At 42.6% G+C, this 24,575-nt stretch carries 21 protein-coding genes; 10 read left to right on the forward strand and 11 right to left on the reverse strand.

The genetic code is table 11. The features are described 5' to 3' along the window. The first annotated feature begins 331 nt into the window (after window positions 1-331). The 4 genes from B3Q63_RS01880 to B3Q63_RS01895 all read left to right on the forward strand — a co-directional run bounded on the left by B3Q63_RS01880 (window position 332) and on the right by B3Q63_RS01895 (window position 3,507). A complete protein-coding gene (locus B3Q63_RS01880) occupies window positions 332-667 on the forward strand; it encodes a c-type cytochrome (protein WP_201619096.1) in 336 nt (111 codons plus the stop codon). Window positions 668-1,024: 357 nt separating this feature from the next. Continuing rightward, window positions 1,025-1,693 carry a c-type cytochrome gene (locus B3Q63_RS01885; protein ID WP_281490453.1) on the forward strand — a complete coding sequence of 223 codons (669 nt, stop codon included), beginning with the start codon at window positions 1,025-1,027 and terminating at the stop codon, window positions 1,691-1,693. Window positions 1,694-1,948: 255 nt separating this feature from the next. Continuing rightward, window positions 1,949-3,091, forward strand: coding sequence for a hypothetical protein (locus B3Q63_RS01890; protein WP_296173090.1), 1,143 nt, complete (start codon window positions 1,949-1,951; stop codon window positions 3,089-3,091). Next, complete coding sequence (locus B3Q63_RS01895) at window positions 3,091-3,507, forward strand: RnfH family protein (RefSeq protein ID WP_296173092.1); 417 nt, start codon at window positions 3,091-3,093, stop codon at window positions 3,505-3,507. Before B3Q63_RS01890 ends, B3Q63_RS01895 begins: the two co-directional genes overlap by 1 nt. Before the next feature lie 50 nt (window positions 3,508-3,557). Here the strand turns inward: B3Q63_RS01895 and B3Q63_RS01900 are convergent, their stop codons facing one another. Beyond that, complete coding sequence (locus tag B3Q63_RS01900; protein ID WP_296173094.1) at window positions 3,558-3,977, reverse strand: outer membrane protein assembly factor BamE; 420 nt, start codon at window positions 3,975-3,977, stop codon at window positions 3,558-3,560. A 325-nt stretch (window positions 3,978-4,302) separates the two neighbouring features. On the opposite strand from B3Q63_RS01900, the gene fur reads away from it, so the two are divergent. Further along, window positions 4,303-4,737 (forward strand): ferric iron uptake transcriptional regulator, encoded by a 435-nt coding sequence (gene fur, locus B3Q63_RS01905; RefSeq protein WP_201562358.1) that lies wholly within the window; start codon window positions 4,303-4,305, stop codon window positions 4,735-4,737. A gap of 127 nt (window positions 4,738-4,864) precedes the next feature. Here fur and B3Q63_RS01910 read toward each other — a convergent pair whose 3' ends face one another. Both B3Q63_RS01910 and B3Q63_RS01915 read right to left on the reverse strand, forming a co-directional pair. Next, window positions 4,865-5,986: a PilT/PilU family type 4a pilus ATPase gene (locus B3Q63_RS01910; protein WP_201619098.1), complete on the reverse strand. Its 1,122-nt coding sequence runs from the start codon at window positions 5,984-5,986 to the stop codon at window positions 4,865-4,867. A 170-nt stretch (window positions 5,987-6,156) separates the two neighbouring features. Next, entirely contained in the window at window positions 6,157-7,212 is a 1,056-nt protein-coding gene (locus B3Q63_RS01915) for a type IV pilus twitching motility protein PilT (protein WP_149490560.1), read from the reverse strand. A 361-nt stretch (window positions 7,213-7,573) separates the two neighbouring features. Here B3Q63_RS01915 and B3Q63_RS01920 point away from each other — a divergent pair, with 361 nt between their 5' ends. Then, complete coding sequence (locus B3Q63_RS01920; protein WP_296173103.1) at window positions 7,574-8,353, forward strand: YggS family pyridoxal phosphate-dependent enzyme; 780 nt, start codon at window positions 7,574-7,576, stop codon at window positions 8,351-8,353. Between the two features lie 84 nt (window positions 8,354-8,437). On the opposite strand, the gene B3Q63_RS01925 is transcribed toward B3Q63_RS01920, so the two are convergent. Both B3Q63_RS01925 and B3Q63_RS01930 read right to left on the reverse strand, forming a co-directional pair. After that, window positions 8,438-9,715: a hemolysin family protein gene (locus tag B3Q63_RS01925; RefSeq protein WP_201619100.1), complete on the reverse strand. Its 1,278-nt coding sequence runs from the start codon at window positions 9,713-9,715 to the stop codon at window positions 8,438-8,440. Window positions 9,716-10,005: 290 nt separating this feature from the next. After that, window positions 10,006-11,709 (reverse strand): NAD+ synthase, encoded by a 1,704-nt coding sequence (locus B3Q63_RS01930; RefSeq protein ID WP_296173111.1) that lies wholly within the window; start codon window positions 11,707-11,709, stop codon window positions 10,006-10,008. A gap of 969 nt (window positions 11,710-12,678) precedes the next feature. Between B3Q63_RS01930 and B3Q63_RS01935 the strand changes: the two genes are divergently transcribed. The 3 genes from B3Q63_RS01935 to epmA all read left to right on the forward strand — a co-directional run bounded on the left by B3Q63_RS01935 (window position 12,679) and on the right by epmA (window position 16,232). Then, window positions 12,679-13,854 (forward strand): AI-2E family transporter, encoded by a 1,176-nt coding sequence (locus tag B3Q63_RS01935; RefSeq protein ID WP_296173113.1) that lies wholly within the window; start codon window positions 12,679-12,681, stop codon window positions 13,852-13,854. A 132-nt stretch (window positions 13,855-13,986) separates the two neighbouring features. Continuing rightward, a complete protein-coding gene (locus B3Q63_RS01940) occupies window positions 13,987-15,099 on the forward strand; it encodes a 4-phosphoerythronate dehydrogenase (protein WP_296173342.1) in 1,113 nt (370 codons plus the stop codon). 107 nt (window positions 15,100-15,206) lie between these two features. Then, entirely contained in the window at window positions 15,207-16,232 is a 1,026-nt protein-coding gene (epmA, locus tag B3Q63_RS01945; RefSeq protein WP_296173114.1) for an EF-P lysine aminoacylase EpmA, read from the forward strand. A gap of 137 nt (window positions 16,233-16,369) precedes the next feature. Here epmA and B3Q63_RS01950 read toward each other — a convergent pair whose 3' ends face one another. The 6 genes from B3Q63_RS01950 to B3Q63_RS01975 all read right to left on the reverse strand — a co-directional run bounded on the left by B3Q63_RS01950 (window position 16,370) and on the right by B3Q63_RS01975 (window position 21,873). Next, the gene (locus B3Q63_RS01950; protein WP_296173116.1) at window positions 16,370-17,008 is read right to left on the reverse strand and encodes an NAD(P)H-binding protein; all 639 of its coding nucleotides are present in this window, start codon (window positions 17,006-17,008) and stop codon (window positions 16,370-16,372) included. 291 nt (window positions 17,009-17,299) lie between these two features. After that, window positions 17,300-17,749, reverse strand: a complete 450-nt coding sequence (locus B3Q63_RS01955) for a YaiI/YqxD family protein (RefSeq protein ID WP_021814375.1) — start codon at window positions 17,747-17,749, stop codon at window positions 17,300-17,302. Further along, a complete protein-coding gene (locus B3Q63_RS01960) occupies window positions 17,749-19,128 on the reverse strand; it encodes a 5-(carboxyamino)imidazole ribonucleotide synthase (protein WP_296173122.1) in 1,380 nt (459 codons plus the stop codon). The genes B3Q63_RS01955 and B3Q63_RS01960 overlap by 1 nt, the downstream gene beginning before the upstream one ends. Window positions 19,129-19,426: 298 nt before the next feature. Beyond that, window positions 19,427-19,987 carry a 5-(carboxyamino)imidazole ribonucleotide mutase gene (purE, locus tag B3Q63_RS01965; protein WP_296173125.1) on the reverse strand — a complete coding sequence of 187 codons (561 nt, stop codon included), beginning with the start codon at window positions 19,985-19,987 and terminating at the stop codon, window positions 19,427-19,429. A 116-nt stretch (window positions 19,988-20,103) separates the two neighbouring features. After that, the gene (locus B3Q63_RS01970; RefSeq protein WP_296173127.1) at window positions 20,104-21,069 is read right to left on the reverse strand and encodes a metallophosphoesterase; all 966 of its coding nucleotides are present in this window, start codon (window positions 21,067-21,069) and stop codon (window positions 20,104-20,106) included. Between the two features lie 195 nt (window positions 21,070-21,264). Next, window positions 21,265-21,873 carry a rhomboid family intramembrane serine protease gene (locus tag B3Q63_RS01975; protein ID WP_296173129.1) on the reverse strand — a complete coding sequence of 203 codons (609 nt, stop codon included), beginning with the start codon at window positions 21,871-21,873 and terminating at the stop codon, window positions 21,265-21,267. Window positions 21,874-22,463: 590 nt separating this feature from the next. Here B3Q63_RS01975 and B3Q63_RS01980 point away from each other — a divergent pair. Beyond that, entirely contained in the window at window positions 22,464-24,080 is a 1,617-nt protein-coding gene (locus tag B3Q63_RS01980) for a hypothetical protein (protein WP_296173131.1), read from the forward strand. Window positions 24,081-24,575 lie beyond the last annotated feature (495 nt).

The raw sequence follows: 24,575 nt of genomic DNA on the forward strand, positions 1-24,575 counted from the left end.
GAATAGGTGCGCTGGAAAAATAAGACTTCAATCATATAAGGGTTTTAGGATACTGCCTATTCTATACTATTACGGCGCTTAGTTATTGAAATAACGGCCATTACCCTTATATTAATTACAACCTATTGGCAGCATAGTCTTAAAATAGCTTTCAAGTAAATTGGCTCTTAGGGCAGTCTTCTGCTTCATCAGCAGCCGTTAACAAAGCTAAACTATATTTATATATATTAAAACGACATATATTGTTACAATCTTTAGTAAGACAGATTAAATGAAAGACGTTTAATAAAATTATTGATTAAGCGAATGAAGAAACGATGTGAGGTGTCCCATGTTCTCAATCACCACAACAGTTGCCAAAAGCTATCGCTTATTAGCCAGTACGGCAACCGCGCTCATAATTGGTACCGCGATGCTAAGTACTGCCAGTGCGGCTGATATTGCAACGTCCTATAATAACTCATGTGCCGCTTGTCACGATAGTGGCGCGCTCAATGCCATCAAAAAAGGCGACAGTGCCAAATGGCAACAGCTTATCAAACAAAAGGGCATGCCAGCGCTGATTAAATCGGTGAAAAGTGGCATGATTCAAATGCCCGCCGGTGGATTGTGTACAGATTGCAGCGATGATGATTACCGTAAACTTATCGAATATATGAGTAAATAGCGCTCAACTCGTGCCTAGGTCATGCCTAAGTTATAAAGCTATCCATCATTGTTTATAAAAATATATAAGGCGCAAGGTTGCTAAACCTGTTGCGCTTTTTTGTTTTTATGAAGCGGGTGATTAGGATATGAATAGAAAAAATCCCCAATGCTACGATTAAGTAGGCAAATAGTAAAAAGTCTTGCTATAATAATCCAAAATAAACCCTGATATTAGTAAGTGCTTTCGGGCTGCTTGTGATAAAGACCGCAGAATATATGGCTTAGCTGGCTAAATGATGGCTCTGTATATCTTTCGTCTTTAAATAATACAATCATGCTAGATAATGCTTACGCCGAGTTAGTAGGATTTGTATCAATGAAAAAGTTAATCGCTGCCGCCAGCTTATGTGTTGCAAGTTTCAGCGTACAAGCTGCTATCACTGTTCCTGAATATGATCTTAACGCTGGTAAACAAGTCGCCGAAACGGTCTGTGCTGCTTGTCACGGTGTTAATGGTGTGAGTCCTATACCAGCCCAGCCAAATCTTGGCGGTCAAAACGTGAAGTACTTATACAAACAATTGGTTGATTTTAAATCGGGCTATCGCAAAAACGGTATCATGCAATCACAAGTTGCCAATTTATCTCAGCAAGATTTGGCCAACGTGGCAGGATATTATGCGAGCCAAAAACCTTGGGGTGTAGCATTCGGTAATCCTGCAACCACACAAGAAGCGACTAAACTGTTTTTAGGCGGTGATAAGACACGCGGTGTCATTGGTTGTGCAGGTTGTCATGGTCCAGATGCAGCGGGTAACGCTTGGGCTGCATTTCCACGTTTAGGTGGACAGCATGCTGAATATATCGCTACTCAATTAAAGCTTTTCCGTGCGGCTGGTCGTGTAGATGATATCGACAGCGATGAGCAAAAACGTGTCAACGATGCGGCAAAAGAAGGTGAGATGGGCATGATGCAAACCGTTGCTTCAAAACTATCTGATCGCGATATTCGCATCTTGTCAGATTATGTGAGTGCTATCCACTAATTCGTTGCATGTTTAAATGAAATACTAACTTATGTACTTTCATGCAGCCGTTATGCTTTAGCTATTAAACCCCGATTTCGGGGTTTTTTTATAACTGTTAGTCCTTATATAATTTGCATAATCTTTTATAAAGCTTGTACAAGGTAAGTCGTCTGTATACACAGCTATATATAAAGCTAATAGAAACAATATCGGCGCTTATCAGGGCTTTATATCATTAAATGTTATTCACTTTGAATCGCTTGGATTTAAATTATGATGATTCGCTATGCTTCTTACTTTATCGCCGCGCTGCTGCCGCTATTACTGTTTCGTTGGTTTGCACCCGCATCTATAGGTGAGATCGATTTTTGGTTGCTTTGGCTGTTAGCCATGGTGCTGGTCTCATTACCGGTCGTGTATGCTGAGATTGCCTTGGCCTATCGTAGTGCCGAGGCGCCTTTAGCGGGTATGCAAAAGCTTACTCGCGAGGCAGATGCCAGCTCTTTATGGCGCGGTTTTGGTTGGCTCGCCGCATTGGTGTCCATTATTATTGCAGCGTTGGTCATATCTGGTGCAAGTACTGGTATTTTAGCCGCTCTAACCGAATTAAATAGCGCACCTGATGTGCCAAGCTTTGCTATTGCCGCAGGCTTAATGGTTATTGCTGTCTTATTAAGCTTACTGGGCGTCGCACCTTTACCGATTGGTTTGGGTTTAATGCTGATAGGCTTACTGCTAGGAGTGGCAAACGGTTTACCAAATGTTGCTTTTGCGATGACCGATGTCAGCTTAAGCGAGTGGGCACGTGCTGTTGCCTTGGCATTGGTCAGTGTGGGTGCAGGTACTGGCTTATATTGGTTTGGTCAGCATTTAGTCAGCAAGCAAGCCGTTACTGCGGTAGGGGTGGATAATCATAACGCCCAAAAACCTTCTCGTCATCATGCTACGCAAGAATATCGGGCAACCAAGCTTGTCCTACCGATTTGGATATTACAGCTGGTGGTTGGTGTTGTCGCATTATTTATCAGCGGTATGGCATTGCCACCGATTGGGCAGCTGCTATATTGGGTCGGCGTATTGTTTGTGGCCAGCTACTTAATACACTATAGTACGCAGCAATTGGCGCATAAATTTGGCTTGCTGGTCAGTGTGCTATTAACTTTTGTGCTAGCCCTGCTGCTAGTAGTTGCGATACCGACCAATTGGCTGGTTGGCATTTTGGTGATTATCAGTAGTATCGCCGTGTTATTACTGTCAGTTTTTGCCGGTTGGCAGATGAAAATCAGCCATTTGCGTAAGTCTTTAAACTTTGGCAATGAAGCTTTTTATAATTTATGGCGGGTAGCGATACGCTTGATTGTGCCTCTAGCGTTACTGTTAGCGTTAATCGGTTGGGTACTGCAGTGGTTAAGCTAATGAACGCTGCTAATAGCCATGCAGCTAATAATCATGCAGCTGATAACGGTGAAGCTAGCAACAGTGAAGCTAACATTAATATGTCTCAAGCTGAACAGCGCAATTTGATGACGGTATATCTGGCGTATGCCGAAGAAGCAGAGCGTCAGCATTACCTAACCGTTAAAGTCAGTCAAGGTATTAGTCTGTATGAGGCTTTGGCGCAAGTGGGTTGGCTGACACAGTTCGAAGAGCTGGCAAAATGGTGCGAACAAGTGGCTGATATGACGACGCCAACGGCTAAGCGTTGGCGTGTCGGGGTATATGCGCAAAAACAGCCACTAAATTATATATTGCAGCCTTTTGATCGGGTAGAGGTATATCGCAGCTTAAGCGCTGATCCTATGTCTCAGCGCAAAAATAAATCTCGGGGTTAACCGTCAGTCGCTATGATTTGCTAGCTAGTCGTTATGGTTTGCGAGCAGATTTACGATGCCGGTAAGGTGTCGATACCTTCGATACGAGTTACTATACCATTATCATCAAAATAGACAATTAAGTGCTGGCTGGCATTTTTAACATCGGCGATACCTTTGCGGCGACCTTCTGTCCCTGCTTTATAATCGTAGATATAATCCCAGCGCTTAGGCTCTAATGTATCTTTAATTGCCGGACTGCCAAGAATATAAAGTACCTGATTTTGATTCATACCCACTTGTAGTTTTTGTGCTTGGGTTTGGGTAATGGCGGTACCTTGTGGCAAATCAATCTTATACACACTTAGTAATGAGCAGCCAGACATAGCGACAGCGGCACTAAGCATACTGGTAATGGCAATCTTGCGTACTGCGCTTGCAGAGCTTAACGAACGAAAATTAAATGTCTTTATCATGGTAAGATGACTCATAAAGAATGGGTTAGGCGCAGCTAAGAACCGATAAGGCTGGTCTTGCAGGCAATCTTGGACAAATGATACGTCATTTACTTGCAATTGCCTACCACTTACGACATTATTTACCAAACGCTATCTGGCGGTATTTATTATTTATATTTTAAATTCATAGACTTGGCGTCAAATTTTTATAAAAAATTGCTCTAGAAATTCGCCTAAGAGTGGCTAGGTTTTTATGGCTGATATTTTTTTATCCGCTATTATTACTCATGATTAATGATTTTTAACTCGTGTTTTTTTGAATTTATTTGCTAAGACTTTCATAGTCAGAAGGGATATTATGGCTTCTTTTACCAATCAAGACTTACGTAAAGCGGGTTTGAAAGTAACGTTACCGCGTATCAAAATTTTAGAGCTGCTTGAAAGCGCAGAGCTGCATCATATGAGTGCAGAAGAGGTGTACAAGGCACTGATTGAGCAAGGTGAGGATGTGGGTCTCGCCACCGTTTATCGCGTGCTGACGCAGTTTGAGCAAGCGGGTATCGTTGAGCGTCATAACTTTGAAAACAATCTATCGGTATTTGAGATTACCCAAGAAGAGCATCACGACCATCTGGTTTGTGATGTCTGCGGTAAGATTATCGAATTCCATAATGAAATCATCGAAGAAGAGCAGACCAAAGTGGCGGCAGAGCATGGCTTTAAGCTATCGGGTCATTCTTTAGTGCTCTACGGTATTTGTGACAATCAGGCTTGTAAAGACAACGCAAAATAAGCGTTTCAAAAGAATAGCTGATACTGCTAATTTTAAAGCCATAAAAAAGCCCTCACATTCGATGAGGGCTTTTTTATGGAAAATACTGAATAAGTTAATAAGTAGGATCAAGCTAAGTAATATAAAACTAAGTAATATCTAGCGATAAACTATCAGCGCCTTCATCTAAATTGGCGGTGCCATTTTTATTGCTCAATTTGATTTTTAAGCGCAAATCATTAGGAGAGTCGGCGTGCAGAATGGCTTCTTTATAGGTGATTTCGCCCTGTTCATATAAGTCAAACAGCGCTTGGTCAAAGGTCTGCATACCACTCTCGCGTGAGCGCGTCATCACATCTTTGATTTCATGAACCTCGCCTTTACGGATATAGTCACTAATTAGCTGTGAGTTTAATAAAATCTCAATAGCAGCGCGGCGTCCTTTGCCATCAGGCGTTGGAATCAGTTGCTGGGCGATAATGGCTTGTAAGTTCAGCGATAAATCCATAAACAACTGATTATGGCGACTGGTTTCAAAGAAGTGAATAATACGGTCAATGGCTTGGTTGGCGTTATTGGCGTGTAAGGTAGCAAAGACCAAATGCCCGGTCTCAGCATATTGAATCGCGTAGCTCATGACCTCACGGTTACGAATCTCGCCAATCAAAATTACATCAGGCGCTTGGCGTAAGGTGTTTTTCAGGCCCGCTTCAAAAGAGTGGGTATCGATACCGACTTCACGCTGAGTAATGATACAACCGCGATGCTTATGGACAAACTCGATAGGATCTTCGATGGTAATAATATGGCCATGTGAGTTCTGGTTACGGTGCCCAATCATTGCCGCAAGGGTGGTCGATTTACCCGTCCCTGTTGCACCAACCAACAAGATAATACCGCGCTTTTTCATCGCCAGCTCTTTTAACGCTGGTGGCAGGCGCAGCTCTTCGACTGTTGGGATTTTATTCTCAATTTTCCGTAAAATCATTCCCGCCATGTCGCGCTGTATAAAGGCACTAACCCGAAAACGCGCTTGCTGAGCTTGGTCTGTAATCGCAAACTGACACTCATTGGTTTCGTCGAATTCTTTTTGTTGGCTTGGCGTCATCACGCCTTTAACCAATCTCATGGTTTGCTCAGCCGTTAACGGCGTTTTACCCACGGGCAGAATTTTGCCATTAATTTTCATGGATGGCGCAACGTCAGCGGTAATAAAAAGGTCAGAGCCGTTTTTATTGATCATTAACTGTAAAAGTTTATCAATGTCCATAACGTACCTACACTTGGAATATATAGATTAAAAGGTGCTTCAATAAACTTTTAAAGACTGCCAATAACGACCATTAAAAATGAATAAAGCCGATTAAAAATCTATGATTGTCAATTTGTAATGTTATTAAAACTTAGTGCTATAAAGGTTTAATACTTTGAAAAACAGTACTAAATAAACGCCTCAGGCTGCTTAGCATAAGGCCGTGCAACATCTTTGCTAATAGTACCTTTTGAGACAAGGTTCTTAAGTGTTTGGTCAAGGGTAATCATGCCATCACCAGCACCCGTCTGAATAGAGGAGTACATTTGGGCGATTTTATTTTCACGTATCAAGTTACGAATAGCAGGCGTGCCTAGCATAATCTCATGCGCGGCAATTCGTCCGCCGGTTTGACGACGCAAAAGAGTCTGTGAGATGACCGCTTGCAACGATTCTGAAAGCATCGCTCGAATCATGTCTTTTTCAGCAGCAGGGAAGACGTCAATCACACGGTCAATGGTTTTTGCCGCTGAGCTGGTGTGCAAAGTACCAAAGACCAAGTGTCCCGTTTCTGCGGCTGTCAAGGCTAAGCGAATAGTCTCAAGGTCACGTAGCTCACCAACAAGGATAACGTCTGGATCTTCACGTAGGGCAGAGCGCAACGCAGGCTCGAAACCTAAGGTATCGCGGTGGACTTCACGTTGGTTAATCAAGCTCTTTTTAGACTCGTGGACAAATTCAATCGGGTCTTCAATGGTTAAAATATGCTCTTTACGCGTTTCATTGATATAGTCAATCATGGCCGCCAGCGTGGTAGACTTCCCTGAACCCGTCGGACCTGTAACCAATACTACGCCGCGTTTAAAGTCAGACACACGTTTGAAAACCTCGCCCATACCCAAGTCTTCCATGGTAAGGACTTTAGAGGGAATGGTACGAAAGACCGCGCCTGCGCCGCGATTTTGGTTAAAAGCGTTAACCCGAAAGCGCGCTAAATTTGGAATCTCAAAAGAGAAATCGGTCTCAAAAAACTCCTCAAAGTCGGCGCGCTGCTTATCATTCATGATGTCATAAATCAGCTGATGCACGACCTGATGGCTCATCTCTGGCATATTGATACGGGTCATCTCACCATCGACACGAATCATCGCTGGCATACCGGCTGAAATATGTAAATCTGAGGCTTTATGCTTGACCGTAAAGCGCAGCAAGTCTTCGATGCTTAAATTATTCTTTTCAGCCATAATCGGATATTCCTATCAATAAATAAGGGTGAGCCAAAAAGCGTATAGAATGTATAACGGATACTTATTCTATAACGCCATCTAAGCCAATCATCTTAAAAATATGTTGATCTTCGCTGTATTTGTTACCATTACTACTGTCTTTAGTAGTAAATGTTAGACCATGTAACAATATCATAACAAGACTATGGCTATTTAACCATCTACTATATAAATAAAATGCAAAAATAGTTCAGTAATTCTTGGTTTTATGAATATTGATTTATTATTTCTCTATAAAAAGAGTATTTATCAAAAGTTAAAATGACCTATAAAAATAATGATCTAAGACAATAGTATCCTTTATCCCTGTGAGCCTTTTATGAACGATATCTCTAAGCAAACCCATAAAAATAATATTCCTACTGTTGTGACTGCATTTGATACGCAAACTGAGGAAGATAACATCGAGAATATAAATCTAATTGAAAGTTGGCAGCAGGTTAATAAGCAGGTGGCGCAGGCCTGTGCCCAAGCGCCAAGGCAGAATAATGAAGTCACTTTACTGGCGGTATCTAAAACCAAGCCTGCTGAGATGGTTGCGACATTAGCGCGGCAAGGGCAGCGTGATTTTGGTGAAAATTATCTGCAAGAAGCGCTTGAAAAAATAAAAGTTTTGCGAGAACAGCCAGAATGTGAACCTATCATTTGGCATTATATTGGTAGTATTCAGCGTAATAAGACGCGTGATATTGCCGAGCATTTTGATTGGGTGCAAACGCTGGAGCGCGAGATTATTGCTAAGCGTCTTAATGAGCAACGCCCAGCCGAGCTGCCGCCGCTTAATGTTCTGATACAAGTCAATATCGATAATGAAGACAGCAAGTCAGGATGTTTGCCAGCCGAATTGCCCGCATTGATATCTGCCATTAAACATTACGAGCGCTTGCAACTGCGTGGTTTGATGATTATTCCGGCAAAAGCCAACACCGATGCCTTTGCTCGAACTAAGCAGCTATTTGAAGATATCAAGCGTGAGCATCCAGAGTTACCGCAGTGGGATACGCTGAGCATGGGCATGAGTGGTGACATGGGTGAAGCTATTGCCAATGGCTCGACCATGGTGCGCGTCGGCACGGCAATATTTGGGGCGCGTGTCTGATTTTGAGCTTGTCATTAATTAACGGTTAAACCATTAAGCTCATGCTAAATCAAATTATAGAATACTAAATATGAGCCGCGCTTGTTACTTAACCGCTTCTTCAAGTTTGGTGACGAGTAGCTGGGTAATTTTAAGATTGTCGGTAGCGATAATCTCAAAACGATAATTGGCATATTCGATGGTATCGGTTTTTTTAGGAATTTTGCGCAGCATATACATCATAAAGCCGCTGATGGTTTCATAGTTCTGACTGCGCGGTAAATTGACAATATCTAGCGCCCGAATGACGTCTTCAATCGGCGTCATACCATCAATAAGCCAAGAATTATCCGTACGCTGCACGATAGGTTGCTCTTCAACGGTCACCAGCTCACCCATCACAATACTCATCACATCGCGTAAGGTAATGACGCCAACCACCAAGCCATATTCATTGACGATAACCGCAAAGTCAGCACCAGTCGATTTAAACATCTCTAAGACTTCAAACAAAGACAAGGTATCGGGTACAAATAATGCCGGTTTTAATAGCGCTTTGTCAGTTAGGCTAACCTCTTGCTGGTTAAGTACCAAGGCTAAAAAACTGCGCGACTCTACATAACCGATGATTTGTTCTAAATCATCTTCCTCACAGACCAAAAACTTATTATGCGGCTGCGCAATCATCACCTCGACCACTTCCTCTGTACTGGTCTTGCTATCAAAATAGACGATATGCTCACGCGGATTCATCACTGAGGTCACGGTACGCTCTTGCATCTCAAAGATGTTTTCGATCAAATGATGCTCTTGTTTTTTGAGCACACCAGCTTCAGCGCCAGCGTCCATTACCGCATAGATATCTTCTGGAGTAATGTCGTCTTGGCGAATGGTTGATATATCAAAAAGCTCAAAGATAAGGTTTGCGGCGCCATCAAAGACCCAAATAACCGGCTTAAAGATAAAAGTCAGTGCCATCATAGGGCGTACCAGTCGCACAGCAAAGATTTCTGCATTAGACATCGCCAAGCGCCTAGGCATCAAATCAGCAAGTAGGGAAAATAAACTGGTAATAAGGACAAATGAGATGATAGATGCCGCCGCTTCATGCTTGATGAGCAGCTGCAAATAAGGGCTAATGGCGGACTCACCAACCGCACCGGCTGAAATGGCGACGGCGTTCAGCACAACTTGCACCACAGTAATAAATCCACCAGGATTTTCTTGCATATGCAGGACATCAAGGGCGCGGACTTCGCCTTCTTTTGCCATGATTTGGAGCTTAATCTTGCGACCAGCAGCGATGGCAATCTCGGCGGCAGAGACAAAGGCACTCAAGGTAAGTAATAAAAGAAGGAAGATAGTAGCGGTGATCAAACTCATGACGGACTCGGATAAAAATAGGTAGGGTAGTTAAATTAAAAACAGTAGTTGGAATAGGGTGAAGTAAGAGATTATGTATAAAAACTTGGGGCAAGTAGCAGATAATGAAAATTATTTATCAATAAAAACTAAAAAAGCTGGGTAAGCACCCAGCTAATTATAAAACACTTGAATAAAGTTATATAAAAACTTAAATCTATCCAACCTTTTAGTTTGTAATTTAAATAGAGGTTAATCTAAAAAATAACAGCATATCTAAAAGCTTGTAATGATAAATCAGTAGTTAAAGCTTAGCCTTTTATTGACCATTTATTCACCAGTGGGAAACGACGCTCGCGACCAAAGGCTTTATGGCTAATCTTAGTGCCAATCGGTGCTTGCGAGCGTTTATACTCGCTGTTATCAACCATTTTAATAACCTTGGCGACCAAATCAGCATCAAAGCCTTTATCGACAATATCTTGATAGCCCATATCTTCATCGATATACGACATTAAGATACCATCTAAAACATCATAGTCAGGCAGGCTGTCTTGGTCTTTTTGATCAGGACGCAGCTCAGCCGATGGCGGGCGCGTAATCACACGCTCAGGGATAACCGGCGTATCTTCTAAGCGGTTACGGTAGCTTGCAAGTTTATAAACTTGTGATTTATAAACGTCTTTGAGCACATCAAAGCCGCCAGCCATGTCACCGTATAACGTTGAATAACCAACCGCTAACTCTGATTTATTACCCGTAGTGATGACCAAATGACCAAATTTATTAGACAATGCCATTAACACCACACCGCGTGCGCGCGCTTGGATATTCTCTTCGGTAGTATCAGCAGGAGACTTATTAAATAGTGGCGCTAAGGTATGGCGGATACCTTCAACCGCATCAAAAATTGGGCAAACGGTATAAGAAACATTTAAGCGACGTGCTTGTGCTTGCGCATCTTCTAAGCTGATTTGTGAAGTGTATTCGTACGGCATCATCACCGCATAGACTTTATCAGCGCCCAGAGCGTCGACGGCAATACACAAGGTCAAGGCTGAATCGATACCGCCTGATAAGCCAACGATGATGCCAGTAAAGCCTGAAAGATTGACATAATCACGTAGACCAACGACCAGCGCTTGGTACATCTCTGACTCACGGCTCAATGATAAAGGCGCTTTTGCTTGCGTATCAAATTTTGCCGTCTTCACATTAAATGTCGCTAGCATAAGCTGATTCATAAAGCGTGAGGCTTCGTGAGCTACGCTGCCATCGGCTTGGATGGCCATAGAGCCGCCGTCAAAGACCAAGTCATCTTGACCACCAACCGCGTTTAGATAAACGATAGGCAAATTGTTTTCGCGACTACGTTTGGCCAGCATAGTTTTACGGTTGTCTTGTTTTTCAATCTCAAACGGTGAGGCGTTTAGGCTCACAATCAGGTCAGCGCCTTGTTTTTTAAGCTCGGCAATTGGACCTTTTTCCCATAAATCTTCACAGATAAGCAGACCGATGGTAATGCCTTTATAGTCAAACAAGACTTGGTTGCGACCTTTATCAAAATAACGGCGCTCATCAAATACGCCATAATTTGGCAAGATTTGTTTATGATAAAAGCCTTTTTGATGACCATTATGCAAAATCGCAGCCGAGTTAAAGGTGCCATGATGGTCGACATGCGGATAGCCCACAATCATCACGATATCATCGATATCACTTAAAGACGACAGCGCGCTTTTGATACGACCTGAAAGACTAGGACGTAGCAATAAATCTTGTGGTGGGTAGCCCAATAATGCTAACTCTGGGAAGATAATAACATCAGCGCCTTGCTCACGGGCTTGTAGTGCAAGCGTGCGCATTTTTTCAGCGTTAGCAGTGATATCACCAACCAAAAAATGCGATTGGGCTAGCGCAAAAGTCACGCTGTCTTGCGGTTTAGATGCCGTATTGGCGTCATTTGAGGCAGTAGAATTGGGGTTGTCAGTATCTTTTGCAGTGTCTTTTGACATTGTTATTGTTCCTATCAATAGGTTGTGTAAATGTGTTGAATCCGTCTTGGTTTCAAATAAAACCAAATCAAAGTAATTTATAAAAGTAACGCAAAATATAAGTGTTTAATCAGGCACTCAAAACACGACGCTTAAATAGTGAGTCGAAATAATGAGCGCCAAGCTTGGATAGGCATCAATATAATGCTTATCGACAATACCAAAATATGCAGCGCCGCTCTAAATACCAGTGATTAAGACAGTCTAGAGTAGGGTGGCAGATGAGGATTGCAAGAAGTAATTTTCAAAACGCCAAGGCTGATAATGCTAAAAACCTATAAGGTCATACTAACTTAACAGCATTCGAGCGTTCAGATTAATCCCTTTAGTATAACATCAATTGTCCGTACTAATAGAACTGAGCAGTGATTTAGCTGGCAAGATATCACAGCAGAAGTCACTAAAAAGGCGATAGATAGCCGTTATTCTACAAGGATAAATCTGCTTGGGAATTTTTGCGTGCAAGCACCGATATTCACTGATAATGCGTACGGATAAATGTAAGTAAAGATTACAACATAGTCTTATTTATTGGGTTTATTTTATTGCATAATAAACCGTTACTGTCGGCGGGTTACCTCATTTAAGCGCAGGTAAATATCAAATTGACGCTATTTTAATCAGCCAAAAATATTTTTATAAATTAATGCTGTTTTGACAGTCAAATATGATGTTTATAAAGGTGCTGTATGGTACGGTAGCTGTATTGCGCGCTGTATTGTCAGCAATTTTTCTACACCGCAGTTATGATGAAACTTATTACCCAATATTCATTATTACCTAACACTGACCACTTAACATACTCGCTAAGGGATACCAATAATGGACATGGTCTGTAACGCACATGCTCTGTAATTTTTATCCACCTATTTATAAACGTTACAGCAAAGCCGGATTGGCTTTTTGCTGCCTGCTCTTGGTTTATACGCTATGATTGAAAACTGGACAAAAGAATTTCTTATTCAGCGCTTATTGGCCATTACCTTATTGGTGGTGCTGTTCGTATTATGTTTCCAGGTCGTACAGTTCTTTATTGTACCAGCGCTATGGGCAGCGATTTTAGCCTACGTGACTTTTCCTATTTATAATTTTTTTCACCAAAGAGTTCGATTCAGCTCAAACTTTAGCGCCGCTATTATGACGGTGAGCATCACGCTTATGATTGGTGTGCCGCTCGTCGTTGGTATCTTTATTTTGCAGCAAGAAGCGTTAAGCCTTATTAGTAATTTAGTCTATCGCATCAAAGTGGGCTATTTGGATGTGCCTGATTCTGTCAAGGATTTGCCCATCATCGGTCAGCAAGTTAAAGATGTGCTATGGAGAATCAATAAAAACCCTGAGGGGACGCTAGAGGCTTTTCGTCTTTGGGTTCAGTCGCATCTTTATTATGGCAAAGTTGCTTTCGATGTCGTCTTCAGTGGTTTGGCCAAACTTGGTATGGCGTTGATGACGTTGTTTTTCTTTTATCGCGATGGCACCAGTTTGGTACGTCAAATCCGTCAAGCGCTGCGTAATATCATTGGCAATCGTATCGATGGTTATATTGATTCGGTCGGTACGACCACGCGCGCGGTCGTCTATGGTATCGGCTTGACCGCATTGGCGCAGGCATTACTCGCGGGTATTGGTTACTATTTCGCTGGCGCCCCAAGTCCTATCTTACTCACCATTGTGACTTTTATCATTGCCTTAATTCCCTTTGGTACGCCATTTGTTTGGGGCGCGGTATCGATTTGGTTATTGAGCCAAGGACATACCGTAGAAGGGATTGGCTTAGCGCTTTGGGGTATACTGGTTATCAGTTGGGTTGATAACCTTATCCGTCCTATCGTCATTAGCGGCGCGACCAAAATTCCTTTTATCATTATTTTTATCGGGGTATTGGGCGGTTTAACTGCGTTTGGTTTTGTTGGCTTGTTTATTGGCCCTGTGGTATTGGCAATCGGCCTTGCCGTATGGCGTGAATGGATATCGCAGCATAAGAATGAATTATTTGCCCAGCAAGAAGGGATGTTGGTTGACGGTCCACTGCAACCTAAAATGACTGAGCAAAAAGCTACTGAGCAAAATAAAGACGAAAATACCGTTTCTACTGACCAAACATAAGGTTAAAAAGAGAAGCGCATAGAGTTTGATAATAAAAAACACACTGTCCTAATGATGCGATGGTTGATAAGAAACCTTTATAAATAGGGATATTTAAAGATGCCTAATGCCAGCACTACGAATAACGATAATATGCGTCCTCTGACCATTGTTTCTGATAGCAATATCGCTAGCCTTAATGAGTTTTTTAATGCATCAACGCTTGGGCAAGAGACGAAGCGTATGGTGAAGATTTTTGCCGTCGCTGGACGTGATATCAATGCCCAGTTGCTAGCCGAGTGTCAACCTGATGTACTATTGATACGTTCGGTGACGCCAGTAGGCGCGTCGCTATTGGCAGATAATAACAGTGTGAAGTTTGTTGGTTCGGCGACCATCGGTACCGATCATGTCGATCAAGATTATTTGGCAGCGCGTAATATAACATTTGCCAACGCCGCTGGCTGTAGTAAGCATTCGGTTGCGCAGTATGTATTAACCGCTGTCTTAACCTTACGCCCGCAGTATTGGCAGCCATCGATGCCGCCCGTAACCTTAGGTATTATCGGACTGGGCAATATTGGCAGCACCCTTGCGCAATATGCTCATGATTTAGGTTGGCAGGTATTGGGTTACGATCCGCTGCTGCCTGCATCGAATATTAATAATGCCAGCTTTGGGCAGGTAATTAGCCAAAGTGATGTTATCAGCTTGCATGTGCCGTTAACCGATAAAAAAGATAATGCTAATCCTAATGGCAGCGACTATCCAACCCGGCATTTAATCGATAAAAATGCCTTAGATGTGATGCCAGCAGATACTTTGTTAATCAATAGCGCGCGCGGACCGGTTATTAATGCGCATGACTTAGTAGCTGATATTGAACGTACGGGTCGCCAAGTGGTGCTCGATGTTTTTGAGCATGAGCCAGAAATTGCTGAGAGTTTATTGTCTAAACTTGCGATTGCCACAGCGCATATCGCAGGCTACACGGTCGAAGGTAAGCTACGAGGTACGCAAATTATTTATGATGCGCTCTGTGAAAAATTGGCGGTCACACCAGCACAATCTATGCACACGCTATTGCCGCTCAATATGTTTTTATGGTCTGAGCTCAAGGCGCATCCGGAGAGACTGATTAAGTTTTATAATATCATGCAAGATGATGCTGCATTACGAAGTAAGTTAGCTGATGGTCAAGTAAAGGGTGCCGACTTTGATCAATTGCGCCGAGATTATCATTTACGCCGTGAATGGCAGGCGTAAAATTCAGGTGTTTTTAAAAGTTAGCTGGTTTTAAAAGTCAGGCAGCCTTAAAACTTAAAACATCATTTTAAAATCTATTTTCTATCCTTAAATTGCAGTAAATAATAATGACTCAAGCAAGTAATTCCTTTTCTAAATCTAGCTATGCGCCGACCATGACCGTATCAATGGCACAAAAGCGTGCGCAATTCATGAGTGCTATTCGGCAGTTTTTTGCCACGCGTCACGTGCTCGAAGTGCAGACGCCCTTGTTATCGCAAGCAGGCAATACCGATACCTTTTTGCAATCAGTAGCGGCGCAGGTCACTTATCAAGATAAGCCTTGTACCTATTATCTGCATACGTCGCCTGAGTTCGCCATGAAGCGGCTACTTGCCAGCTGGCAGATGCCCATTTATCAGATTTGTCCGGTATTTCGTGATAATGAGATAGGCGTCCGTCATAATATTGAATTCACCATGCTCGAGTGGTATCAGCCGAACTACAGCTTAGATGATATGGCTGCTGAATTGGGCGAGCTATTAGAAGCGCTTTATGGTTATCCGATTGTGCTGAGTCATTACCGTTACGTCGATGCCTTTATGGATTTCGTTGGTATCCATCCGTTAACGGCCAGTATTGCGGCGCTACAAGCAGTGGCCGAAGATAAGGGTTTAACAGGGTTTGATTTTAATAGTGCAGAAAATGGCGCTACCAATAGTGAAGAAGATATTCGTCAAAGCTGGTTAGATTTACTATTTAGTCATGCCGTCGAGCCAAATTTGGGTCATGATTTGCCGACGCTGATTATAGAATATCCCCCTGCAACTGCGGCATTGGCAAAAACGGCTAAGGATAAAGACGGTAATACAGTTGCTAAGCGCTTTGAGCTTTATATTAATGGTATTGAGATTGCCAATGCTTACGATGAGCTGGCAGATGGGCAGGCGTTAAGAGCGCGCTTTGAGCGCGACAATCAATTGCGTCAGCGTCATAACTTGCCACAAATGCCAATTGATGAGCATTTATTAGCAGCGTCTGATGATTTAATACCTTGCAGCGGTATCGCAGTCGGTATTGATAGATTGCTGATGGTTATTACAGGCGCTAGCAGATTAGAGGACGTGATTCCTTTTCCCAGTGGCTTGGCTTAATTGCTTGCTAGTAGATTTTGACATAGCCGCCAATGATTAAAAAAAACCATAATAGAAAAGCGCGTAAACCGGAAGGCTTACGTGCTTTTCTATTCTTGTACTGTTTTTTATAATGCTGCAAAGCTGCATATTGTTTCTTACAGTTTAGCAAGCGCTGCATCAATTGCAGTTTCACCATTATGCATGCTAAAGACTTTCTTATTGGTATTATCAGCATTGAGTACAGCTGCCAACGTCGTAGCCACATCTGCAATTGAGTTTTCACCCGCATTGTCATCATTAATAGTGATTTTACCCGTTGCTGCACGCTCTTTTAACGCACCTGCTTGCACGATAGTGTAATCAAGGCTGCTATTATTAACCAACCACTGATCGGCGTAATGCTTACAGATATAGTATTCTTTTAAATCGGCAATACCAGGCTGATTCCATTTGCTGGTATCTAATGAAAATACTGTACTAAGCATGATATAGCGTTTGATACCTTTATCTTCTGTTGCCTGCATGGTTTTAACCGCGCCATGTAAATCAACTTCTAAGACATCTTTACCACCTGAACCGGCGACAAAATAAACGGCATCGATATCTTGCTCGATTTGCTGTTGAATAGCATCTTTTTCTGCGGTGATATCCAAATCTAATTGGCTGTAATTGTCGTCATTAAAGAGTTTTTCTTCCTGACGGGTGGTGCCAATCACTTGATGGTTATCTGCTAATAACTGCTTAACCAAATCTGTACCCACTCGACCACTGGCGCCAATCACTAAAATTTTCATATTCATTCCTATTTTTATATACGTTTTATATACGTTATCGTTATTTTAAAATTTATCGTTTAAAAACCATTTGTTTAAAAACCGATTGTTTTGAAAGCTGCATATAGCGTAACAAGAATGATGAGCACACTTCGTTATGAAGCGTGCCGTTTGCATAGTGTTTAGTTATGGAGTGTATACGGTTTGCAAGCCTGTTATTTATAAAAGCTGCTATTCATAAGAATAAGAAAGTTAGAACAAAGGTTAGAAAGGGTAGTTGCCAAATAATGCATAAGAAAATTAACGCACCAATTAACGTACTAAGCGATTAAGACCATCGGCAAAGGCTTTTTTATCGCGGTCGCCATAAGGTTTCTGGCCACTCATTTCTTGCAGCTCGAGCACGCCCGTGCCGCGCATGGTATCCATAAAATCGCGCATATTAAGCTTTTGCTTGATGTTATTTTTATCATACACCATACCGCGGGTGGTTAAAACCATACCGCCTTTATCTAAAATATCATTGGCCAAGGGAATGTCGCTAGTGATGGCTAAATCGCCTGGCTGTATTTGCTCAACGATATAATCATCGGCTTTATCAAACCCTGATGGCACCACTGTCATCACGAGCAGCGGTGATTTGCGCAGTTTGATTGGCTGATTGGCGACAAATATCGCCATGGTTTGGGTACGTTCAGCCGTTTTGATAATCAAATCTTTGGCAATCAGAGGCACCGAATCAGCATCTACCCAAATCTGCATTATTTCTGAGCCTTATCTGTATTTGAAAGCTGGTCGTTTGATAGCTGGTCTATATCTCCTAAACCCTCTGGTTGGCTCTCTTTAACATTGATAGCAGCATCTTCTACAGCTTGGTCAGTTTCCGTGCTGGCTGTTTGCTCTGGTGTTTTTGCTTGGTTCTCGGTAACCGTAGGCGCTAACTTTTTATCAAGACCAACTTTATTAGGCAACACAGCAACCAGCTTAGCGAGGGCAATATCTAAGTCAGCAACGTCATTTGGCATCAAGGTAATATGCGCAATTTTACGATCCTCGCGCTCAGCCTTATGGTAGCTATGATAATGGGCACCATCGATATTGAGCACCGCGCTGATATCAGGATATTGACCCAAAACATTCAACATAATCGCTGGGTGGACGTTGTCAGTATCGCCTAAGGGCAGATTGACCACCGCGCGAATATGGTTCTCAAACTGACTGGTAATCGCGCCTTCGATACTCCAATGTCCAGAGTTATGGACGCGTGGGGCAATCTCGTTGGCCAGCAGATAGTCGTTACCACGAGTATCTTTGCTCACAAACAGCTCAAGCGCCATCACACCGACATAACCTAAATGATTCATCACCGTGGTAATCGCATCGGTTGCTTGTTGGAACAAATGGCTGGTACCAACGGCAGGCGCGCGCGTTTTGGCCAATATGCCGTTATGATGATGGTTTTCGACCAAATCATAGCAGCGTACTTGACCGTTTTGGGCGCGTGCAGCAATGATAGATACTTCACGGCTAAAGTTAATAAAGCCTTCTGCAATGAGGGGAGCAGGCGTTGGCGTTAGTGCGCCTTTACCACTAACCGCATCCTTAAGCTCATGCCAAGCAACGGTAATATCACTTTCTTCTTTGATGACAAACTGACCTTTGCCATCATAACCACCGCGGCTGGTCTTTAGGACGATAGGCAATCCTAGCTCGTCGCAAGCTTGCTTTAATTCTGCTTCAGAATTAACCACCATAAATGGTACGGTGGCGATATCAAGCTCATTGAACATGCCTTTTTCTTTTAAGCGATCTTGGGCGATATCAAGGGCAATCGGTGGCGGAAACATGCCTTGCTTGCTGCCAGATTTTGACAGGCTGGCCAATTGCTCAACGGTATCAGTAGGCGTATTTTCAAACTCTAAGGTAAAGACGTCAGCTGCGGCAATAAATGCTTCTAATTGCTCGCTATGAAAAACTTTTCCGTATAGGCTGGCCGGACAGTCGGCATTGTCTTCTAAAAATACGCACTGATAACCGAGCGGCATGGCGGCTTCGGCGAGCATCATACCAAGCTGACCACCGCCTAAAATACCGATGGTACGAATGGTTTGGGTTACAGGATAAGCGTTCGCTGTAGTCATGGCAGGCTCTTTACATTAAAAATGAATAAGGGATTTTGAATACTAATATCTAAAACTTACGGGATAAAACTTATGCGATTAAAATAGGAAAAGGTGCACTTTATGCACCTTGTATTTAGTAAAACGCATCTGAGTAAAAATATCAAGTTTAGAACATTGCTCGTTAATTTGGTATTCAGGTTTGATATTGAGAGTTAAAAACCAGATGATTGCGCTTAATATTTCTTGGTTAATATTGCATTTCTGCTAATGGTACTTTTTGTCAAAACTTAACGCCATCTGGCTGAGTTTACTTACTTTACTGATTGATAATACCGGGTGTTGGGCTGGCAAGAATGGTATCGGTTTGCGCTTGGCGCATACTATCAAGCTTCGTCGCAATTGTTTCATCATGCAATGCTAACACCTGAATAGAAAGAAGGGCAGCGTTATAGGCGCCAGCTGCACCAATCGCTAAGGTTCCAACAGCTACGCCTTTTGGCATTTGTACGATAGAAAGCAGGCTATCCCAACCACTGAGCATTGATGATTTAACAGGGACACCAAAGACAGGTAGCGGCGTTTGACTGGCACACATACCGGGCAGATGCGCGGCACCACCAGCCCCAGCGATAATCACCTGCAAGCCGTTGCCTTTGGCGATTTTGGCATAATCAAACAATCTATCAGGGGTACGATGCGCTGACACCACTTCACATTCAAAGGCGATATCAAAGTCGGCAAGTAGTTGCGCCGCTGCACTCATGGTTGCCCAATCAGACTGCGAGCCCATGATAATACCTACTTTTGGCTGACCAGCAGGAGAGGTAATTGGGCTGCTTTGCTCAACAGGGGTAACGGTAGCCGATGGGGTGCTCATGCTTTGATATCCTCAAAAGGACCATCATACAAAAGTTTTGCTGCCTTCGTAAAGCCAAGTTTGCTGTTTAATGGCAAAGCTGGCTAAATAACGCTGATTTTATGCATTTATCTTTTTTATGCCTTTACCTTTGGGTCTTCATCATGGCGATATTGTACGAAGTTATGGGCTTTAAGCGGTAATGGCTGCTCGGTATCAAGCTGATAACAGGTTAAATAACCGCTATCAATCGCTGCCGAATAATCGGTACAAGCAACCTGCGGGCTAAGGGGTTGCGGCGCGCCTGTTAGCCAATAATGACCGACGAATACCGGTTTATGAGTTTTAAGGGCAAATTCGATATTTTCCGCTAAGGCATCGCTTGGAATTTGTGCCAGTCCTGAGCTTGGCGCACGGGCAATTTCATGAATAGTGCGTTTATTAAGCTCATCAAGCCACCAACGCACGCGTACTTGCGAGCGCGCTGCCCCATCTTTGTCGACCATGACTAAACCATCAGGTAACGCCGTTTCTACGCCTTTTAGCACGCGCTCAAGCGCTTCATAAGCAGGGCTATGCTTTTGCGCCGTGGCGACAACGGCGTCAGGCGTCAAGCAATTATCGGCAGTCAATAGCGGCTTTAATACCGCCATGCTATCGACATCCCAGCAAGCGTGTACAAAGCAAGCATAGTCAGTTTCAAGCCACAATGGAATCTCATAAAAGCGCTGCAACCAATATTGATGCGCTTCTGAGCCAAACGGTACTTCGGCTAAAAAGGTTTCATGCTGGCGCACATGAACATCACTATGCGAGCGTAAATAGCGCTCAGGTTGCTTTGGGTCAAGCATGGCAAAGGTGAGCGCATTGTATTCATGATTGCCCATCACTGCGTCGGCAACGCCTGCATCTAGCATAGCAAAGACTATCTCTAGCGAGGCTACTTGCTGTGGCCCACGGTCAATGAAATCACCAATAAATAGCGCCCGATGACCAGCTGGCGGTACAAAATAGGTGCCATTATGAACATAGCCTAACTGCTTTAGGAGTCCGACCAACTTGTCAGCATAACCGTGAATATCACCAATAACATCTATAATCATAATAATTATCAAATTCTTAAATGTTTTATTAAATATAAGTTTGCGCAAGATACTAAGCAATACCAAGCGATCTAAATAGCGATATAAATGAAGCATTACTTGGCTATTTAAACTGCGTTAATGAACTAAGCTTCGATTTCAGTTTTTTTACTAAAATTGAATACTGAGCTTTATGACTGGGTTTTGATAGCACCTCTAAAACCCAGGAGATAAGAGCGCATTTAAAAAGTGCGGTAGTACCTGAGGTTCTAAAATAATTGTCGCAATTACCCCAAACGCGCCGCCCCACATATGTGCCATATGATTGATATTAGAGCCACCGCGTTTGTCCGCATAAATACTATAAGCGACGTAAGCGACCGCAAATAATATCGCTGGGATAGGGACAACAGCAAATAGATAAATCTTTTCCCATGGTGCCAGCAGAATAAAAGCAAATAAGACCCCCGATACACCGCCTGACGCCCCGAGGCTTAGGTAGCTGGCACTATCTTTATGTTTAATATAGCTTGGAACCATCGCGACAACGATAGCCAATACATAAAAAACCACGAAACCATAACCGAATAAAAACGACTGATATAAGCGTTCGATAGCACGACCAAAAAAGTATAGGGTAAACATATTAAACAGCAAATGCATCCCATCAGCATGAATAAAACCATGCGTCACAAAGCGATCCCATTGACCATTTTTCACCGCTGGCGGATAGAAAATAAATCGATTAAACACGGCTTTGTTTTGCCATGCCAATAAACTGACAATAACGGTGATAATAATAATAAGCGTCGTATGGTTAAACAAAGGGGAATCCTTAGGCCGAGCCTGATAGATGGCAATGATATAAATCGTAACGCTTAAAGCCCAAGTGTCTTGGCTCAATAACAACTACTATTAATGATAATAACGCTAAAACGGTAAATAGCTACTATAAACAACTAAATATGAGTAATGATAAAGCATTCAGGCATGATATTAGCAATAATAACAGCGATGCTCAGGCAAAAAACCAATACACGACAAAATTATGCTTTAATAATCGTTTATATTAAATAATATAACAGCGTAGCAGGCGGAATGAGTAATGCTTCGTATACTGACCGTAACGATTCACGACAGCATAAAGACCAAACATAATAGTTAATAATAGACCTGAAAATTAATAATAAAGGTCTGGCAGTCGTTTAGGTTTATGGCATTAAGCGTTGTCAAACTCATTGTTATTTAATTTATAGTCATTTAAAAAGTAATGAAAGTTATAAATGATAGGCAATTTATATACCAATATTGCTTGTTACGCGTTCAGCTTCCTACAATTTTTAGAATATAAAGTTAAATTAAAAAATACATCTCCGTTATATCCCCTAAATCAACGCCGACAGAGGCAATAACTTATGAATATTATCGACCAATTAGAACAAACGGTGACCTCAGCGGTGTTGGGTGGCTATAGTAATGACGACCATACTAATCAGGCTGATAATGGTAATGTGTCCCAAGTCAGCTTATTAGAGCAGTTTTATGCCATTTTAGCGGCGCGTTTGGCGTTACCACAAGTTTACTCGCAGTTACTGCGTGATGATCAGCCGATTGCTAATGATAATATGATAGAGACGCCGTTATTTGAGCAGTTATGGCAAGCACCGAACGCGCGCCAAGTTATTATTCAAGAGCTTGCGGCTACCCATCATATTGATGAGCTCACCACCACACAGCTTATTATGAATGCTGCACCGCTGGTTTATCGTGAGCTCAAAATAATGGCAAATGGGCAGTTCTTGCCGGCATTTTTGCAAAGCCAGCAACCCACATTTCGCCATTATCTGCCGATATGGGCGGCACCAGTGATTACCGCGGCGCAACATGCTGAGGATGAATTGTTTAATGCTCAAAGCACGCTAGCTGAGATAGCTGCTACGCCTGTTTTATTAAATAAGCATGATGCCACTGAAGCAAGTAGGATAAATCCTTCTGCGAACTTGATAACAGAACCAAATACGGCAGCAGAACTTGCTAATGAAAGTTTTGATAACAGTCTAAGTACAGCGGCTATCGATACGGGTGCTATCCATGCCAATCCAGCGGCCCATCATCTAGAAGAAAACAGCAGCCTAAAACGAGAAAAAGTACGTACCCGCAACCAACGCAATGATTTATTGATTCGGGTGTTTTTATTATTGGCGGCAGTGGCAGCGATTGGGCTGGTATGGGCATTGTTAATTAGGCCTAATAACGCACCGCCTGTAGAACCAGTGGTGACAGCGCCCACAGTCATACCGCCTGTGGCTGAGCCGCCAGCGCAAGTATCAACGCCCGTTGCGCTCATCGTTGGCGTCGATAATGGCGGCAATCTATATACTTGTAGCGCCTCTGTCGGTGACGCCGCGCTCCAAAGTACGCTGCAACAAGCGCTTAATAGTAGCTTTGGTGAGCAGGCGGCTAAGTGTCAATTTACGGTGCAAGAAGGCGTGGCCAATAATATTGCCAATATGCCTATCGAGGCGCTACCCAATATTTTGACCTTATTAAGAGCGACTCCATTTGCTCGTTTACAGCTGCAAAATGACCGCATGACTTTGGAGGCACCAGATAGTATGCAGCTGCAAAAATTGGCCACCGATATCCGTACTTTGGTACCGGCGATGATGGTTGATAGCACCGCGCCGCTACCATTACCTAATAATGATGGCAGTATGGGAGCAGCTGATATGGCGGCCATGAATGGTGCCAATAATCAGTACGATGCGAATAACAATATTAATGATAATGTTAACGGTAATAATGATTACCAAGCCGCGGACGACGATACGGGGGATAGCGTGATGCCAGCGCCTAGCCGTAATAATGACTTTAATAATCCGCCGATGTATGACCAACCTAGCAATAACGCTGCTATGAATAACGACCGCCCAGCATCAAAGCAACCACCGGGACCTTTTTCAGTATCGGAAGTCGATGATATGGCAAACAGTGTTATCGTGGCTGAGCCTGCCCAAGTTAGAAATAGATAGAATATTTATAACAAACGCGTAGAAAATAAAAAGCTAAAAGGAGTGTAGTATCAATGATTGACGGCACTCCTTTTTTATTTGCCGCTAAATAAAGAGCATAAGAATAAAAAAATATTATAGTGAATTAACTTTAAAAACAGATCTGGAAAAACAGATACAGTGCGACTGGGATGAATTTTTCGTAGCCTCTGTGATAGCAGCAAGCAAGGAAAATTTATACCAGTCGCCCATAACTATTAACGCATCGTTTTTATTTTGAACTGACTATACCTGAAACAGTTAATGCAAATTTCTATTTAACTTACCAACCACATTGAAAATTAAGCGATTAGCTGTTCATATGTTAGTAATTTATACTTTCTAAGCATTGCAGTTACGAGTAACAACCGAAACATTACTTATCGTAGCAATTGCACAACAGCCTGTCGATTGTGAACACATACTTAATACTTTTATAATAACAAAAGTTGAATCTAGTTATGGCTGCTATCTAAT

Source organism: Psychrobacter sp. UBA2769 (assembly GCF_002352555.1).
GTDB lineage: Bacteria > Pseudomonadota > Gammaproteobacteria > Pseudomonadales > Moraxellaceae > Psychrobacter > Psychrobacter maritimus.

Coding starts and splice junctions, on each gene's coding strand:
- B3Q63_RS01880 (WP_201619096.1), top strand. CDS start 332: ATGTTCTCAATCACCACAACAGTTGCCAAAAGCTATCGCTTATTAGCC.
- B3Q63_RS01885 (WP_281490453.1), top strand. CDS start 1,025: ATGAAAAAGTTAATCGCTGCCGCCAGCTTATGTGTTGCAAGTTTCAGC.
- B3Q63_RS01890 (WP_296173090.1), top strand. CDS start 1,949: ATGATGATTCGCTATGCTTCTTACTTTATCGCCGCGCTGCTGCCGCTA.
- B3Q63_RS01895 (WP_296173092.1), top strand. CDS start 3,091: ATGAACGCTGCTAATAGCCATGCAGCTAATAATCATGCAGCTGATAAC.
- B3Q63_RS01900 (WP_296173094.1), bottom strand. CDS start 3,977: ATGAGTCATCTTACCATGATAAAGACATTTAATTTTCGTTCGTTAAGC.
- fur (WP_201562358.1), top strand. CDS start 4,303: ATGGCTTCTTTTACCAATCAAGACTTACGTAAAGCGGGTTTGAAAGTA.
- B3Q63_RS01910 (WP_201619098.1), bottom strand. CDS start 5,986: ATGGACATTGATAAACTTTTACAGTTAATGATCAATAAAAACGGCTCT.
- B3Q63_RS01915 (WP_149490560.1), bottom strand. CDS start 7,212: ATGGCTGAAAAGAATAATTTAAGCATCGAAGACTTGCTGCGCTTTACG.
- B3Q63_RS01920 (WP_296173103.1), top strand. CDS start 7,574: ATGAACGATATCTCTAAGCAAACCCATAAAAATAATATTCCTACTGTT.
- B3Q63_RS01925 (WP_201619100.1), bottom strand. CDS start 9,715: ATGAGTTTGATCACCGCTACTATCTTCCTTCTTTTATTACTTACCTTG.
- B3Q63_RS01930 (WP_296173111.1), bottom strand. CDS start 11,709: ATGTCAAAAGACACTGCAAAAGATACTGACAACCCCAATTCTACTGCC.
- B3Q63_RS01935 (WP_296173113.1), top strand. CDS start 12,679: ATGATTGAAAACTGGACAAAAGAATTTCTTATTCAGCGCTTATTGGCC.
- B3Q63_RS01940 (WP_296173342.1), top strand. CDS start 13,987: ATGCGTCCTCTGACCATTGTTTCTGATAGCAATATCGCTAGCCTTAAT.
- epmA (WP_296173114.1), top strand. CDS start 15,207: ATGACTCAAGCAAGTAATTCCTTTTCTAAATCTAGCTATGCGCCGACC.
- B3Q63_RS01950 (WP_296173116.1), bottom strand. CDS start 17,008: ATGAAAATTTTAGTGATTGGCGCCAGTGGTCGAGTGGGTACAGATTTG.
- B3Q63_RS01955 (WP_021814375.1), bottom strand. CDS start 17,749: ATGCAGATTTGGGTAGATGCTGATTCGGTGCCTCTGATTGCCAAAGAT.
- B3Q63_RS01960 (WP_296173122.1), bottom strand. CDS start 19,128: ATGACTACAGCGAACGCTTATCCTGTAACCCAAACCATTCGTACCATC.
- purE (WP_296173125.1), bottom strand. CDS start 19,987: ATGAGCACCCCATCGGCTACCGTTACCCCTGTTGAGCAAAGCAGCCCA.
- B3Q63_RS01970 (WP_296173127.1), bottom strand. CDS start 21,069: ATGATTATAGATGTTATTGGTGATATTCACGGTTATGCTGACAAGTTG.
- B3Q63_RS01980 (WP_296173131.1), top strand. CDS start 22,464: ATGAATATTATCGACCAATTAGAACAAACGGTGACCTCAGCGGTGTTG.